The 13,694-nt window shown below is 68.8% G+C and carries 18 protein-coding genes; 6 read left to right on the top strand and 12 right to left on the bottom strand.

Features of this window, described 5'->3' with window-relative positions; translation table 11 throughout:
- Positions 1–99: 99 nt before the first annotated feature.
- The 5 genes from arr to ABD648_RS08095 form a co-directional block, all read right to left on the bottom strand.
- Complete coding sequence (gene arr, locus ABD648_RS08115) at positions 100–510, bottom strand: NAD(+)--rifampin ADP-ribosyltransferase (RefSeq protein WP_282214455.1); 411 nt, start codon at positions 508–510, stop codon at positions 100–102.
- Positions 511–528: 18 nt separating this feature from the next.
- Positions 529–1,857 (bottom strand): hypothetical protein, encoded by a 1,329-nt coding sequence (locus tag ABD648_RS08110; protein WP_282214454.1) that lies wholly within the window; start codon positions 1,855–1,857, stop codon positions 529–531.
- 36 nt (positions 1,858–1,893) lie between these two features.
- Positions 1,894–2,409 carry an RNA polymerase sigma factor gene (locus ABD648_RS08105; protein ID WP_282214453.1) on the bottom strand — a complete coding sequence of 172 codons (516 nt, stop codon included), beginning with the start codon at positions 2,407–2,409 and terminating at the stop codon, positions 1,894–1,896.
- A gap of 83 nt (positions 2,410–2,492) precedes the next feature.
- On the bottom strand, positions 2,493–2,894 hold the full coding sequence (locus ABD648_RS08100; protein WP_282214452.1) for a (R)-mandelonitrile lyase: 402 nt from the start codon (positions 2,892–2,894) through the stop codon (positions 2,493–2,495).
- Positions 2,895–2,905: 11 nt separating this feature from the next.
- A complete protein-coding gene (locus ABD648_RS08095) occupies positions 2,906–3,925 on the bottom strand; it encodes a zinc-dependent alcohol dehydrogenase family protein (protein ID WP_282217522.1) in 1,020 nt (339 codons plus the stop codon).
- 115 nt (positions 3,926–4,040) lie between these two features.
- On the opposite strand from ABD648_RS08095, the gene ABD648_RS08090 reads away from it, so the two are divergent.
- Complete coding sequence (locus ABD648_RS08090; RefSeq protein WP_282214451.1) at positions 4,041–4,919, top strand: helix-turn-helix domain-containing protein; 879 nt, start codon at positions 4,041–4,043, stop codon at positions 4,917–4,919.
- A gap of 39 nt (positions 4,920–4,958) precedes the next feature.
- Here ABD648_RS08090 and ABD648_RS08085 read toward each other — a convergent pair whose 3' ends face one another.
- Positions 4,959–5,963, bottom strand: coding sequence for a GTP-binding protein (locus tag ABD648_RS08085; RefSeq protein ID WP_282214450.1), 1,005 nt, complete (start codon positions 5,961–5,963; stop codon positions 4,959–4,961).
- A gap of 81 nt (positions 5,964–6,044) precedes the next feature.
- Between ABD648_RS08085 and ykgO the strand changes: the two genes are divergently transcribed.
- On the top strand, positions 6,045–6,167 hold the full coding sequence (gene ykgO / locus ABD648_RS08080; protein ID WP_282214449.1) for a type B 50S ribosomal protein L36: 123 nt from the start codon (positions 6,045–6,047) through the stop codon (positions 6,165–6,167).
- An 18-nt stretch (positions 6,168–6,185) separates the two neighbouring features.
- Here ykgO and ABD648_RS08075 read toward each other — a convergent pair whose 3' ends face one another.
- The 4 genes from ABD648_RS08075 to ABD648_RS08060 all read right to left on the bottom strand — a co-directional run bounded on the left by ABD648_RS08075 (position 6,186) and on the right by ABD648_RS08060 (position 9,344).
- On the bottom strand, positions 6,186–6,971 hold the full coding sequence (locus tag ABD648_RS08075; RefSeq protein ID WP_282214448.1) for a DNA/RNA non-specific endonuclease: 786 nt from the start codon (positions 6,969–6,971) through the stop codon (positions 6,186–6,188).
- 77 nt (positions 6,972–7,048) lie between these two features.
- Positions 7,049–8,137 (bottom strand): fatty acid desaturase family protein, encoded by a 1,089-nt coding sequence (locus ABD648_RS08070; protein WP_282214447.1) that lies wholly within the window; start codon positions 8,135–8,137, stop codon positions 7,049–7,051.
- A 24-nt stretch (positions 8,138–8,161) separates the two neighbouring features.
- Positions 8,162–8,353: a hypothetical protein gene (locus ABD648_RS08065; protein ID WP_282214446.1), complete on the bottom strand. Its 192-nt coding sequence runs from the start codon at positions 8,351–8,353 to the stop codon at positions 8,162–8,164.
- 49 nt (positions 8,354–8,402) lie between these two features.
- A complete protein-coding gene (locus ABD648_RS08060; protein ID WP_282214445.1) occupies positions 8,403–9,344 on the bottom strand; it encodes an SDR family oxidoreductase in 942 nt (313 codons plus the stop codon).
- Between the two features lie 125 nt (positions 9,345–9,469).
- On the opposite strand from ABD648_RS08060, the gene ABD648_RS08055 reads away from it, so the two are divergent.
- On the top strand, positions 9,470–10,312 hold the full coding sequence (locus ABD648_RS08055; protein ID WP_282214444.1) for a helix-turn-helix transcriptional regulator: 843 nt from the start codon (positions 9,470–9,472) through the stop codon (positions 10,310–10,312).
- 7 nt (positions 10,313–10,319) lie between these two features.
- On the opposite strand, the gene ABD648_RS08050 is transcribed toward ABD648_RS08055, so the two are convergent.
- Entirely contained in the window at positions 10,320–10,718 is a 399-nt protein-coding gene (locus ABD648_RS08050) for a VOC family protein (protein ID WP_282214443.1), read from the bottom strand.
- A 73-nt stretch (positions 10,719–10,791) separates the two neighbouring features.
- Between ABD648_RS08050 and ABD648_RS08045 the strand changes: the two genes are divergently transcribed.
- Together ABD648_RS08045 and ABD648_RS08040 are read left to right on the top strand one after the other, a co-directional pair.
- Entirely contained in the window at positions 10,792–11,565 is a 774-nt protein-coding gene (locus tag ABD648_RS08045) for a TetR/AcrR family transcriptional regulator (protein ID WP_282214442.1), read from the top strand.
- Positions 11,558–11,941, top strand: a complete 384-nt coding sequence (locus ABD648_RS08040) for a CHY zinc finger protein (RefSeq protein WP_282214441.1) — start codon at positions 11,558–11,560, stop codon at positions 11,939–11,941. Before ABD648_RS08045 ends, ABD648_RS08040 begins: the two co-directional genes overlap by 8 nt.
- On the opposite strand, the gene ABD648_RS08035 is transcribed toward ABD648_RS08040, so the two are convergent.
- Entirely contained in the window at positions 11,900–12,241 is a 342-nt protein-coding gene (locus tag ABD648_RS08035) for an ArsR/SmtB family transcription factor (RefSeq protein WP_282214440.1), read from the bottom strand. The two genes, ABD648_RS08040 and ABD648_RS08035, sit on opposite strands and share 42 nt — an antisense overlap.
- Before the next feature lie 83 nt (positions 12,242–12,324).
- Between ABD648_RS08035 and ABD648_RS08030 the strand changes: the two genes are divergently transcribed.
- Complete coding sequence (locus tag ABD648_RS08030) at positions 12,325–13,632, top strand: NAD(P)-binding domain-containing protein (RefSeq protein ID WP_282214439.1); 1,308 nt, start codon at positions 12,325–12,327, stop codon at positions 13,630–13,632.
- The last annotated feature ends 62 nt before the right edge of the window (positions 13,633–13,694 follow it).

The following is a 13,694-nucleotide window of genomic DNA, read 5'->3' as shown; positions in this document are numbered from 1 at the left end:
GGCGTGGGGAGGAGGGGGATCGCTGTCAGATGGTCACGACGGAAAGCCTCTCATGCCGCCATCGCGGCGGCAATGGTCCGGCACCGGTCGTCGTCGCACTCAGTTGATGATCTCGCCGCGTTCGTCGGCGCGGATCGCCGCGAGCGTCTCCCGCCAGGTCGCGAGTGCTTCGGGCGTCAGGCGGGTCCAGTCGAGCACCTCGGACACGACCCGGATCGGCTCGGTGCTGCGGTACGAGCGGGTCGGATTGCCGGGGAACTTCTTGTCGGTCACGTTCGGGTCGTTCTCGTACGGCCCGGTGGGTTCGACGAGGTAGACGCGTGGTTCTCCGTCACCCGCCGCGAGCTCGGCGGCCAGCCCCGCGCCATCCCGCAGGGCGGTGAAGTAGATGTGGTTCATCACGATCTCCGGGCGGTAGTTCGATCGGAAGCCCGCCGTCAGGAGATCGCCCTCCTGCAGATCGGCCTTCGTGCCGTGATAGAACGGTCCCTCGTCCAGCGCTTCGTTCATCCCGACAGCCTAAGAGTTCTATCCCGAGCCTGTCGTGTCCAGCTCGTCCTCCGCGAGTGCGATGACACTCCAGACGCTGCCGTCTGAGGCGGTGAACTCATAGGTCGGGACAAGATATCGATGCAGATTCACGTCGTCGAGGAGAAGAGCGAGCCCCAGACGGACCGAGACGACCTCGCGGTCATGCACCCGCCACGGCACGGCAGAACCCGGCTTGGGCGCCTCGGGCGGAGCAGCCAGCGGCGTCAGCGGAACCGATTGGTCGTCCGGCGAGGACACCATGCGTGCCGAGAACGCCGGATCGCTGAGCCTGTCACCTGCTTCGGCGGGGCTGACCACGGTGTACGCGCCGAGCGACACGATCTCGCCGGTGGGACCTGACGCATACATGATCCCCTGCGCTGAGACCGTTACCCGAGCGACGATCTCCGTGACATTGTTCTCCACGAGCAGGGCAGCCGTTGCCGTCGTCATTCGCGCCGAGCCGTCGGGAGTCACCGTGATATGCGTCGCAGACTCGTCGATACCGAGCGCTGAGAGGAACAAGCTGACCGACTCGTTCACCAGATCGTCGCTCGGTAGAGGAGTCTCGGCCATGCACCGGATCATCTCCTGGCCGAAGGCCCACGTTCCATCGTCGTTCATCTTGTCGCGACCGTGGAGGTCCGTGGCCGACCTCTCGCACACCGAGAGTGCGTCGGGGATGCCGCTCTGGAAGTACGCCCCGCCCCACAGCTGCAGACTGAAGTGGGCTCCGGCGTAGTCGCCGACGACCCAACCGCCGTCGAGATCGCTGGGCCGGGCGTCCCCGGGGAGACCGAGCGCTGCTGCCATCCGGCCGGTATCCTCTGCCGACGTCTGCGTCGCGGGGTCGACCACGAACACGTTCGCCTGGGTCGAAGCTGCGTCGAGGGGCGGGAGGAGGAACCGATTGCGACCGGCCGGTTGCTCCCATCCGAACCCCACGTCGACGGAGGGCTCGATTCGACCTCCGACCTGCATTTCGACAGATTGTGACAGTGCGCCTCCCGACAAGTCGGCCTCGAGGCGTATCGGACTCGCGGGGTCAGCCGGCGTTCCTGTCTCCACCGCGATGGGCGTAGCAGGCGGGCTTAAGGCGGTACCGCCCGCACCCCAGGCGTACGCGCCCCCGATGGCGGCGACGACTGCCGCGGATGCGGCGAGTGGCGCGAGCCATCGCGGCCTTCCGCGGCCTTTCGGTAGGCGGGTGCTCGCCATGGGAATACGCGAGATGCGGTCGTGCAGCTCCGTGGATGCGGTGACGGCCGCTACAGGGTCTGCGGACTCCAATGCACGAATCTCATCGCCGGGGGTGTCGTCGATCATGATGCGCCTCGTCTTTCGAAGTATTCGCCTACTGAGTCACTGTCGACGGGTGCCCTCATCTTGCACGGACGCGTCCCATGCATCGCGGAGCCGGGCCCGTGCGCGCGACAGCGCGGCCTGCGCGCCGGATCGGGAGATCTCGAGCACTCCGGCTAGCTCTTCGCCGTTCAAGCCCTCCCATGCGTGCAGGAGCAGGATGTCGCGGTCGCGTTCAGACAGATCGGCCAGCGCGTGCAGAAGGCCATCGTGATCTGCGATCCGCGCCGCATGGTCTTCCGAGGGTGGTGGCTCGTCCGTGAGGCGCACGGGGAGCCGCGACGTGCGGCGCCGATGATTGGCCAGAACGTGACCCGCCGTGCGGTAGAGCCATGGCAGCACCCACTCGGATGGGATGTCGTCGCACCGACGCCAGGCGATCTCGAACACTTCGGCGGTCAGGTCGTCGGCATCCTGCTGTGCGGCCCGTCGAAGGAAGTAGCGATACACGGGGTCGACGAACGTCGCGACTTCCCTCGTGAACCACGCCTGAGCATCGGATGGTCGACGACCCATGACACTCCTCACGGCGGTCCGACGGTCCCGCTCAATGGGGATGTGTCGGAAGTGAGCCGATTCTTGCAGGTCGGGCCCGCCCGTCAGCGCCTCCGGTACTCCTCGTCCGACACGTGCTCCAGCCACGTCGTGGTGTCGGCGGGGTCGTCGGCGCCCTCCAGCAGCGCGAGATGCTGCATGAAGCAGTCCGCCGTCGCGCCGTGCCAGTGCTCCTCCCCGGGCGGCGTGTACACGGTCTGACCCGGCTCGGCTTCGATGACCCGCCCGTCGCGGGTGCCGACGAGCGCCGTGCCCTCGGTCACGCGCAGGTACTGGCCGCGCGCGTGCGAGTGCCAGGCCGTGCGGGCACCGGGCGCGAAGCGCACGAGCCCGCCGGACATCCGCTGGTCGGCATCGTGCGGCACGATGATCGGGTCGAGCCAGACGTCGCCGGTGAACTGCTCCGGCGGGTTCTTGACGGTCGGGATGCGGGGTTCGATGTTCACGGTCCTCCTGTTCAGACGGTGAGGAGCACCTTGGTGGCGCGGCGCTCGTCCATGGCCTTGTAGCCCTCGGCCGCCTCTTCGAGAGGGAGCGTGAGGTCGAAGACAACGCCAGGATCGATCTTCCGATCCCAGATCAGCTGGATGAGCTCGGGCAGGAAGCGCCGCACAGGAGCCGGACCGCCGTGCAGGTGCACACCCGAGAAGAACAGCTCTTCGCCGGGCAGGGCGACGTCGTGCGAGACGCCGACGTAGCCGACGTGCCCGCCGGCCCGCGTCGAGCGGATCGCCTGCATCATGGACTCCTGCGTGCCGACGGCCTCGATCACCGAGTGCGCGCCGAGCCCGTTCGTCAGCTCCTTGATCTTCGCCACACCGGCGTCGCCGCGCTCCTCCACGATGTCGGTGGCGCCGAACCTCCGTGCGAGCTCCTGGCGGTCGGCGTGACGGCTCATCGCGATGATGCGGTCGGCGCCCAACTGCGCGGCGGCGAGGATGCCGAGGAGCCCGACGGCCCCGTCACCGACGACGGCCACGGTCTTGCCGGGACCGACCTCGGCGGCGACGGCCGCGAACCAGCCCGTGCCCAGCACGTCGGATGCGGCGAGCAGCGACGGGATGAGGTCGGGGTCGGGCTGACCGGGGGTGGCGACGAGGGTGCCGTCGGCGTGGGGGATGAGCGCGTACTCGGACTGGGTGCCGATGCCGCCCATCGGGACGACGTGCACGCAGCGCGACTGGTATCCGGCCTGGCAGATCTCGCAGGTGTTGTCGGATGCCATGAACGATCCGACGACGAAGTCGCCGACCTTCACGTTCTTCACGTCTGCGCCGATCTCCTCGACGACGCCGACGTACTCGTGTCCCATGGGCGCGGCATCGACGCCGTCGACGCCGCGATACGGCCAGAGGTCCGAGCCGCAGATGCAGGTCGCGGCGAGCTTGATGACGGCATCCGTCGGGCGGGTGATGGTCGGCTTCTCGCGGTCTTCGACCCGGACGTCGCCGGGTCCGTGCATGATGACTCCACGCATGTGGTGCTCCTTGCTGGGATTCACGGTCATACATCCAGTGTGCGGACGGATGCGGCGGAGTGGGAGGGCCTGGTGGTACCTCCCTTCCCGCGCTACGGGGGCGTACCGTCGGAGTATGGACACCCGCAGCGAGGTGCGCGAGTTCCTCTCCACGAGGCGCGCACGACTCACCCCCGACAAGGCAGGGCTCCCCGTGTTCGGCGGCAACCGCCGGGTTCCGGGACTCCGGCGCGAGGAGGTCTCTCTCCTCGCCGGGGTGAGCGTCGACTATTACACGCGCCTCGAGCGCGGTGACCTCTCCGGGGCGTCCGACAGCGTGCTGGATTCTCTCGCCCGGGCGCTGCAGCTCGACGACGCGGAGACCGCGCACCTCTTCGACCTCGCCCGTACTGCGAACGCGTCACCCGTGGTCAGGAAGCCGCGCAAGAAGGCCGAGGCGATCCGCCCCAGCATCCAGCGCCTGCTCGATGCGATGACCGAGGCGCCGGCGCTGGTGCGCAACAGCTCTTTCGATTACCTCGGCGCGAACGCGCTCGGCAGGGCGCTGTATTCGCCGCACTTCACCGATCCCGCGCCGAACAGCGTGCGCTTCGCCTTCCTGAATCCGGCGGCGCACGAGTTCTACCCCGACTGGGACCGCGTCACCCGTGAGCTCGTCGCGGCGATGCGCGGTGAGGCAGGTCGCAACCCGTTCGACCGTCGCTTCACCGATCTGGTGGGCGAGCTCTCGACGCGCAGCGATCGGTTCCGCACACTGTGGGCCGCGCACGATGTGCGCTATCACCGCAGAGGGGTCAAGCGGCTGCGGCATCCGGTCGTGGGAGAGATCGAGCTCGTCTATGAGGCGTTCGAGCTGCCGTCCGACCCGGGGCTGCGCATGTCGACGTACACGGCCGAGCCCGGCACAGCATCCGAAGAGAAGCTCAAGATGCTCGCCAGCTGGGTCGCGACGGAGTCGGCGAGCGCCGACCAGGCGGCATCGGCCGAAGCCTGAGGCAGCCGAGATCTGAGACGTCGACCGACACTCGACTGTTCAGGGCCTCTCCTCGACGATCGACGGCCACGTCGGAAGCGGGTCCTCGAAGTCGAGCCACGCCATCGGGCCGGCCATGAGCTCGTCATCGGTGACGGCCGCATCGTCGAGGGCGGCGCGGAGCATGTGCGCATCGATGCCGAGACCGGTGAAGGCGATGTCCTGCGCGGTCGGCGCCGCATCGAGGTCCGACGACAGCGGATCCAGCCAGATCGCGGAGCCGACGTGATCCCAGCGTGCGAGCACGCTCGCCCGCGTCGCGAGACGGCAGAACCCTGCCGATCGCAGGATGTGACCGTGGCGCCCGGACTCGATGTCGTCCAGCGCGGCGGCGAGCCTCGCGGGGTGGAACGGGCGCGGCTGCTCGTAGCGGAGCGTCGTCACTCGTGCGTCGGTCATGTGCGGATCGTGCTCGTCGTTGAGCATGTGCACCCAGCCCGCTCTCTCCAGCAGCGGCGGCGACACCTGCGGCCCCGACGTCAGAGCGCGGATGTCGTCTGCTGGTCCGCGCGACAGGCGGACACGGGCGGCGGGATTGAGGTGGGAGGCGATCGTCATCACGAGGGCCAGGCGGGCGGTGTCGACCGTCTCCCAGTTGACGAACGAGATCAGCGTCGCACCTTCGATGAAGGACACCGCGCGACGTGCGCGAGCGCCCACGTCGCCTCGGTCGTCGCCAGGGCGAGCAGCCTCGATGAGCGGATGCCGGTCGGCGAGGTCCTCCAACAGGTGCAGGGCGTCCACGACGCACACGACCGGAATCCGCGGGTCCGTCGCGAGATCGAGGTGCGGGAGGTCGATCTCCGTCCCGATGTCCGCCACGAACCGCCAGAGCTCACCGCTCCCGAGCGACCGCTCGGACGGGATCGGATCGTGGTCCTCCCGACGCACGCGAGGACGCTCCCAGATCCGCACCAGACGTCTGGCCGTCATCTCGGCGAGGGCGGCCGCGTACCGTCGTCGCTCCGGCACGCAGATGCCGGCGACGATGAGGGGGTGTTCCATGAACGATCTGCTCTCTTCTTGACGGGCGCTCCTCGCCACCGTACCTTGTTATTGAGAAACATTATCAATAAGGAGATCATCATGAAGGTTCGTGCGTCACTCAAGTCCTTGAAGAACCAGCCCGGCGCCCAGGTCGTGCGCCGTCGGGGACGCGTCTTCGTCATCAACAAGGTCAACCCCCGGTTCAAGGGTCGCCAGGGCTGACGTCTGTTCGGCTGCCTGTCAGAGGATCATGTCGCGCGCCGAGTGCAGCGCGCGCCACTCACTCGCCCGCACGTCGGCTCGATCGAGCACGTCGGCGTCGACGAGCGGTCCGACCTCGATACCGGCGATGCCCGCGATGTCGGCGATCGGCGCCTGGAAGGTGCGGAAGGCCCCGAGCGGAGGGGCTGCCAGCAGCCCTTCGCTGGTGTCGACGAGCTCGGTCTGATCGAGGACGAATCCCGCTGCGCGGAGACCCGTGGCATCCTGCCAGGCGGCGATCTTCCAGAACCGCAGCGGGATCCGGATGCCGCGGTACGGCGGATCGTCGTCGGCGAGGACCGGCGCCGTGAAGACACTGAGCCGCTGATCTGTCGTCTCGGCATAGGCGAGCACGTGGTCTTCGAGGCCCAGCCACAGCTCCTTCGACTGGTTGAAGCCGGCGGCCTGCGGCGCGGCGTTCGGGTAGAAGAAGGTCGCCTCCATCGCCTCCCGTGCCTCGGCCGCGTCCCCCCAGCCCGGGTCGCGGCGGCGCACCAGGTGCCCGCGGTCGAGGTCGTTGCGCGCATAGACCTCGGGGCCGGTCTGCTCGTCGGCATCGATCCGTGGGTCGAGCCGCCACTCGCCCTCCCTGGCGAGGTCGCGGAGCTGCGCCCCGTCGATGTTCACCGCGGTGACGCTCGCCAGCCGTCGCGCAGGGTCGAGCAGCACGGTGAACCGCGGATACTCCAGCGTGCGAAACTCCCGCGCCGGCTCCGGCAAGGCAACCGCAGCTCCCAGAAACTCCGCCTCGTACCCGTCTGTCATACGTCCATCTTGGTGTTCCCGTGGCCGTTGGGGCGGGTTCAAGAGCGAAACACCCGCCACACCGGCCACGGGAGCGGCTACACGTGACTGCGCTGCTCGATCAGGGGACAGCTGAACACGTCGCGCTCGCCGAGCCCTACGCGGTTGATGTAGCGGACGACGATCGCGTACGAGGCGAACAGGCCGATGCTGGTGTACGGCACCCCGAGCTCGCGGCAGTACGCCTCGACCACGGGAGCCGCGCGACGCAGGTGAGGGCGTGGCATCGAGGGGAAGAGATGATGCTCGACCTGGTAGTTCAGCCCGCCGAGAAGGACATCGACGAACCGGCTGCCGCTCACGTTGCGGCTCATCAACACCTGGCGCCGCAGGAAGTCCAGCGTCATGTCCCGCGGGACCACCGGCATCCCTTTGTGGTTCGGCGCGAACGCGATGCCCATGTAGAAGCCGAAGAGTCCGAGCTGCACGGCGAGGAACACGAAGGCGATGCCCGGGGAGAGCACGAGGAACACCAGCACCAGGTAGCCGATCATCCGCACGGCCAGGAAGACGATCTCCACCCATCGTCGTTCGAGGCGGCCGCGGGTGAACACGCGTCGAACGCTCGAGGCGTGGAGCGACAGACCCTCGAAGAGGAGGATCGGGAAGAACATCAGGCCCTGATGCGCGCGCAGCCATGACACCAGCGGGCTGTGATGCCGTGCCGCACTTTCGGCCGTGACCGCGATGACGGGCAGCTCGATGTCGGGGTCGGCGCCGAGCTTGTTGGGATTCGCGTGATGTCGCGTGTGCTTGTGCTGCCACCAGCCGTAGCTCATGCCGACGAGCAGGTCGCCCAGGATCAGGCTGACCCAGTCGTTCCAGCGTCCGGAGACGAAGATCTGGCGGTGGGCGGCGTCGTGGCCGAGGAACGCGATCTGGGTGAACACGATCGCGAGCACAGCCGCGGTGAACAGCTGCCACCAGGTGTCGCCGATCCAGACGAACACGAAGATGCAGGCGATGAGCACCAGCGGCGCGCCCACGAGCTTCGACCAGTAGTAGCCGTAGCGGCGGCGCAGCAGTCCGCGCTCGCGCACGGCCTGCGCCAGCTCCGTGAAGGTGCTCGGCGTGCGGGTCGCGCTGTCGCGCGGACGGGTGCGGACGGTCGGACGGATGTCGTCCATGATGACCTCTTCGCGGGTGTCGCCCTAGTCGCGGGCGGGCCCGCCTTCTTCCGCCCAGTCCGAGATGCGTGCCTCGTCGTCGTCGATCGCTGTGAGGGCGGCGTGGGGGTCGGGCGTCTGCACGATCGTCGGCGACCCAGAAGGCGCGTCGACGGGAGCGGATCCGTGACCCAGCGGTTCGGGGCTGTGCCCCGCGATCTTCACTTGTGCGTTCATGATCGGACGTTACGCCCCCTAGCTGTACGGGTTCACAGTCTCGATCGGCTCAGGCGCCGGTGATCCGCGCCCCGGTGAGTTCCTCGGAGACCTGCCACACGCGCTGCGCTTCCTCCTCGCTGCGCAGGCGCGAGTACAGCCGCTGCTCGGCGGGAGCGCCTCCGAGGTGGCCGATCCCGAGCGGGCCGTAGAGCGCACGGCGGCGTGCGTCGGGAGAGGTCGCGGCGTAGAGGGCCGGGAGAGCGGCCGATTCCGGCGTGCCGACCAGGATGCCGCGTGCGGACGCCCACCGGATCATGCGCACGCTGACCGTGTCCTGCCCACGCTCCAATTCGGGCCTCGCGGCGAGCAGGCTGGTGGGTGCGATCCCGGGGTGGGCGAGGTTGCTCGTGATGCCCCAGCCCTGTGCCTCGCTGTGCCGGTCGAGCTCGAGCGCGAACTGCCCGAAGGCGATCTTGGACTGGCTGTACGCGCGGGCGCCGCTGTAGGACTGCTCCCAGTTCAGGTCGTCCCAGTGGATGGAGCCCGAGTTCGCGGCGATGCTCACCTGCGAGGTGACGCGGGCCCTGCCTGCACGCAGGAGCGGCAGCAGCTGCCCGACGAGGGCGAAGTGGCCGAGGTGGTTCGTTCCGAACTGGAGCTCGAAGCCGTCGGCTGTGAGCTGCCGGTCGGGTGGGGTCATGACGCCGGCGTTGTTGATCAGCAGATGGATGGGGCGGCCGTCCTCGCGCATGCTGTCGCCGAACGCGGCGATCGACGCGAGCGACGACAGATCCAGGGGCAGCAGCGTGATCTCGGCGCCGGGAACCTGGTCGCGGATGCCTGCGGCCGCTGCCTCGCCCTTGGAGAGGTTGCGGACCGGCAGCACGACGTCGGCGCCGGCCCGAGCGAGGCGGGTGGCGATCCGCAGGCCGATGCCGTCGCTCCCTCCGGTGACGACGGCGCGGCGCCCGGTCAGCGACGGGACGGTGATGTCGATCTTGCGCGGCATGAGTGTGCTCCTTCAGTTCTCCTCCACCCTGATCGGTGCGCGGCGAGCTATCCAGGACTCGTCGATCAGTGGATGCCGGAGCACAGGCATGTCAGGATCATCAGCGACGAGAGGATGCCGTGCGCATGGGGATCGACAGGGTGGGGCTGGCGGAGTTCCTCCGGATGCGGCGCGACGTCCTCCAGCCGGAGGACGTGGGTCTGCCTCGCGGGCAGCGCCGGCGCACCGAGGGGCTCCGGCGCGAGGAGGTGGCGGCGCTCAGCCACATGTCCGCCGACTACTACGCGCGCCTCGAGCGCGGCAGCGGCCCGCTGCCGTCGGAGCAGATGATCGCGTCGATCGCCCAGGGGCTCCATCTCTCGGTCGATGAACGCGACCACCTGTTCCGGCTGGCCGGCCATCGGCCTCCCACTCGCGGTGTGGAGAGCGACCATGTCTCCCCGGGGATGCTGCGCATCCTGGACCGGCTGGAGGACACACCGGCCGAGGTGGTCACGGAGCTGGGGGAGACGCTGCGTCAGACCGCGCTCGGCGTCGCTCTCACCGGCGACACGGCACGGCTGACCGGTCCGCAGCGCAGCATCGGGTTCCGGTGGTTCACGGATCCGCGTTCCCGGGATCTCTACGACCCGCGCGACCACGCGTTCCTCGCTCGACTCTGGGTCTCCGGCCTGCGCGAGGTGATGGCGCGCAACGGCCCGGAATCGCGTGCCGCCGAGCTCTGCCGGATACTTCGCGACGAGAGCGAGGAGTTCCGGGTGCTCTGGGATCGGCAGGAGATCGGGCTGCGCCCGCAGGACACCAAGCGGTTCATCCACCCCGAGCTCGGCGCCCTCGATCTGTCCTGTCAGAGCCTGATCGATCCGGGGTCCTCGCAGGCGCTGCTGGTCTACACCGCGGTCCCGGGATCGGAGAGCCACGACAAGCTGAAGCTGCTCTCCGTCCTGGGGCCGCAGTACGCGCCGTGACCGAGGGTCAGCTGGTGTACCCCTCGGTCGGCTCGACCCACTGTACGAGCTGGTAGACGACGCCGTTCGGATCCGTCATCTGGAAGTAGCGCTCGCCCCAGGGCTCGGTCTCGATCGGGGTGACGATGGTGACACCCTCCTGCTGCAGGCGGGCGTAGTCGTCGTCGATGGCGTCGACCGTGAAGACGACGAGCAGTCCGGCGGCATTCACGGCGGCCGAGGCCGGCTTGAACGTCGACAGGCCCGTGCGCAGGTAGATCAGGTTGATCCCGGCATCCGGATGCTGCAACGACGAGAATCCGTCGGCCGCCATCGCGACCGAGAAGCCGAGGTGCTTCTGCGCCCATTCGGCCGAGGCGTCGACGTCGGGCACGTTCAGCGAGATGGCTGTCGAGGTGAACTGCATGACTGCTCCTATCGATAACACTGTACGACGTACAATGTACGACGTATAACGCAGATATGGCAAGATCATTCCCATGGATGCCGATCGCACGGGTGCAGGAGAGCCGAGCCGGACCCTCGCGCTGCTCTGGGGTGAGCCCGCGGCGCCGCGGAGAGGGCCGGCACGCTCCGTCGCCGTGGGGCGCCTCGTCGACGCGGCGCTCGGCATCGCCGACGAGCAGGGACTCGCCGGAGTCACGGTGCGTGCGGTCGCCGAGCGCGTCGGCATCTCGCCGATGTCGGTGTACACGTACGTGCCCGGCAAGCCGGAGCTCCTCGACCTCATGGTCGACGCGCTCTACGCCGGCATGGCGAGGCCCGACACGGGTGACCGACCGTGGCGCGAACGGGTGACCGAGATCGCCCATGCGAACCGCGAGCTGCTGACCCGGCATCCGTGGCTCACTGAGGTCGCCGCGCTCAGCAGGCCGCCGCTCGGGCCCGGCGTGATGGCGAAGTACGAGCACGAGCTCGCCGCTTTCGACGGCACCGGACTCTCGGACATCGACGTCGACGCGTCGCTCTCCTATCTTCTCGGCTTCGTCCAGTCCCACTGCCGCTCGGCGCACGATGCTGCGCGGGCGGTCACCGACACGGCGATGAGCGACGAGCAGTGGTGGTCCGCGAACCAGCCGATCCTCGCGCGCGCCCTCGACCCCGACGCCTATCCTCGGGCGGTGCGCATCGGTGCAGCCGCTGGGGAGGCGCAGGGTGGCGCGTGGGGTGCGAGCCAGGCCTGGGCGTTCGGGCTCGCGCGCACGCTCGACGCTCTTGCCACACTGATCGAGGGTCGTGATCATCATGTCTAGTCGCCCGGTGGTGCGGGGAGCCGTCGTCGACGAGATGACGCGATGTGTGCACTATCGGACCGCCGTCGACATCGTCGCCATCCGCTTCGCCTGCTGCGGCGAGTACTACCCGTGCCACCTCTGTCATGCGGAGGCCGCCGGGCACCCCGCGCGACAGTGGGGCGTCGGGGAGCGCGATACCAAGGCGGTGCTGTGCGGAGCGTGCGGCGAGGAGCTGGCGATCGCCGACTACCTGGTGTCGTCGTCGTGTCCGGAGTGCGGCGCGGCGTTCAACGAGAGGTGCGCACTGCACGCCCATCTCTACTTCGAGGTCGATCCCGGGGCGCAGCCCGCGTCAGGTCGTGCGCAGCGCGTCGGCCGCGGCGTCGAGCACTGAGCCGTTGAGGGCGAAGTACGCCCATTTGCCGCGCTGCTCGCGCGTGACGAGACCTGCTTCCGCGAGCAGCTTCATGTGGTGCGAGACCGTGCCCTGCGAGAGTCCGACCGGTTCGGTGAGGTCGCAGATGCACGCTTCCCCGCCCTCGCCTGCGGCGATGAGCGACAGCAGCCGAACGCGCGTCGGGTCGCCGAGCGCCTTGAAGACGCGCGCTGCTCGTTCCGCGTCTTCGACGGAGGCGGTGGAGGTGACACGGGGGACGCAGCACGAGTTCGATTCGATGGTCAGGGGCAGGCTCACTCCGCTAGTCTGCCACGTATTGACATTCTTCGATAGGTGGGGGATGGTCTTCGTATTGAAGTTTTTCGATCTGAGGAGATGTCATGGATGAACTGCCCGTCGTGATCATCGGAGCGGGGCCGCAGGGACTCGCCGCAGCGGCGCATGCGACGGAACGAGGGCTGGACGCCATCGTGCTCGAGCGTGGAGACGCGGCAGCGGCCGCCGTTTCGGAGTGGGGGCATGTGCGCCTCTTCTCCTCCTGGCCCGAACTCACCGATGCGGCCGCTCGCCGCCTGCTCGAGCCGTCGGGGTGGTCCGCTCCGACCGTCGGGTTCCCGACTGGCGCGGAGTGGGTCGACGGATACCTCGCGCCGCTCGCCGGCGCCCTGGGAGAGCGTGTGCGCTACGGCGTCACCGTCACCGGTGTCGCGCGCCAGGGGCGTGACAAGGTCGTTGACGGCGGACGCCGCGGTCAGCCGTTCGTGGTGCACACTCGCAACGTCGACGGTGTCGAGGCACGCATCCTCGCCCGATCGGTGATCGACGCCAGCGGCACGTGGGGGCAGCCGAATCCGGCCGGTGCGGACGGCTATCCCGCGCTGGGCGAGAACGCATCGGCTGATCTCATCTCCTATCGGATCCCCGACGACGTCTCCGCATTCGCAGGTGCGCATGTGGTCGTGATCGGGGCCGGGCATTCCGCGACCCACGCCGTTCTGCGGCTGAGCGAACTCGCCCGTCGTGCACCCGGCACGCGCGTGACCTGGCTGCTGCGGCGGGGGAGCGCCACCAACGTCTTCGGCGGCGGCGCGGGAGACGAGCTCCCCGAGCGGGCGGCGCTCGGTGTACGTGCTCGCAGGGTGATCGAATCCGGCATGGTCGATGTCGTCACGGGATTCCGTGTCGCGGAGTTCCGGGATCAGGGCGGTGCGCTCGCCATCCGCTCCGAGGACGGGCGCGAGGTGACGGATGCCGCTCACGTGTTCGCGCTCACCGGCTTCCGTCCTGACGCCGAGCTGCTTCGGGAGCTCCGCATCGATCTCGACCCGGCGCTCGAGGCCGTGGCCGGGATCGCCGCCGAGATCGATCCGAACATCCACTCCTGCGGTTCGGTGTCGGCGACGGGAGCGCGTCAGCTCGCGCAGCCGGAGCAGGGTCTGTTCGTCGTCGGAGCGAAGTCCTACGGGCGCGCGCCGACCTTCCTCGCGCTGACGGGTTTCGAGCAGGTGCGGAGCGTGGTCGCGCACCTCGCCGGAGATCACGAGTCCGCGGCCCGCAATGAGCTGGTGCTGCCGGACACCGGTGTCTGCGGAGGTGCGGGCGGGTTCGACGAGGGAGCGAGCGGATGCTGCGCCGCTCCCGCGCCATCCGTGCTGCAGATCGGCGCGCGCCCTGTCCCCGTCGGCTGAGGACGCCGATCGCCGGGCAGATGTCCGGTAGGTGAACTCTCGCGCGACGGGTTGCCCCTAAT

It is taken from the genome of Microbacterium luteolum (assembly GCF_039533965.1).
GTDB classification, from domain to species: Bacteria; Actinomycetota; Actinomycetes; order Actinomycetales; family Microbacteriaceae; genus Microbacterium; species Microbacterium luteolum.
The sequence above is the reverse complement of the archived record's forward strand: the minus strand, read 5'-3'. Positions and strand labels throughout refer to the sequence as shown.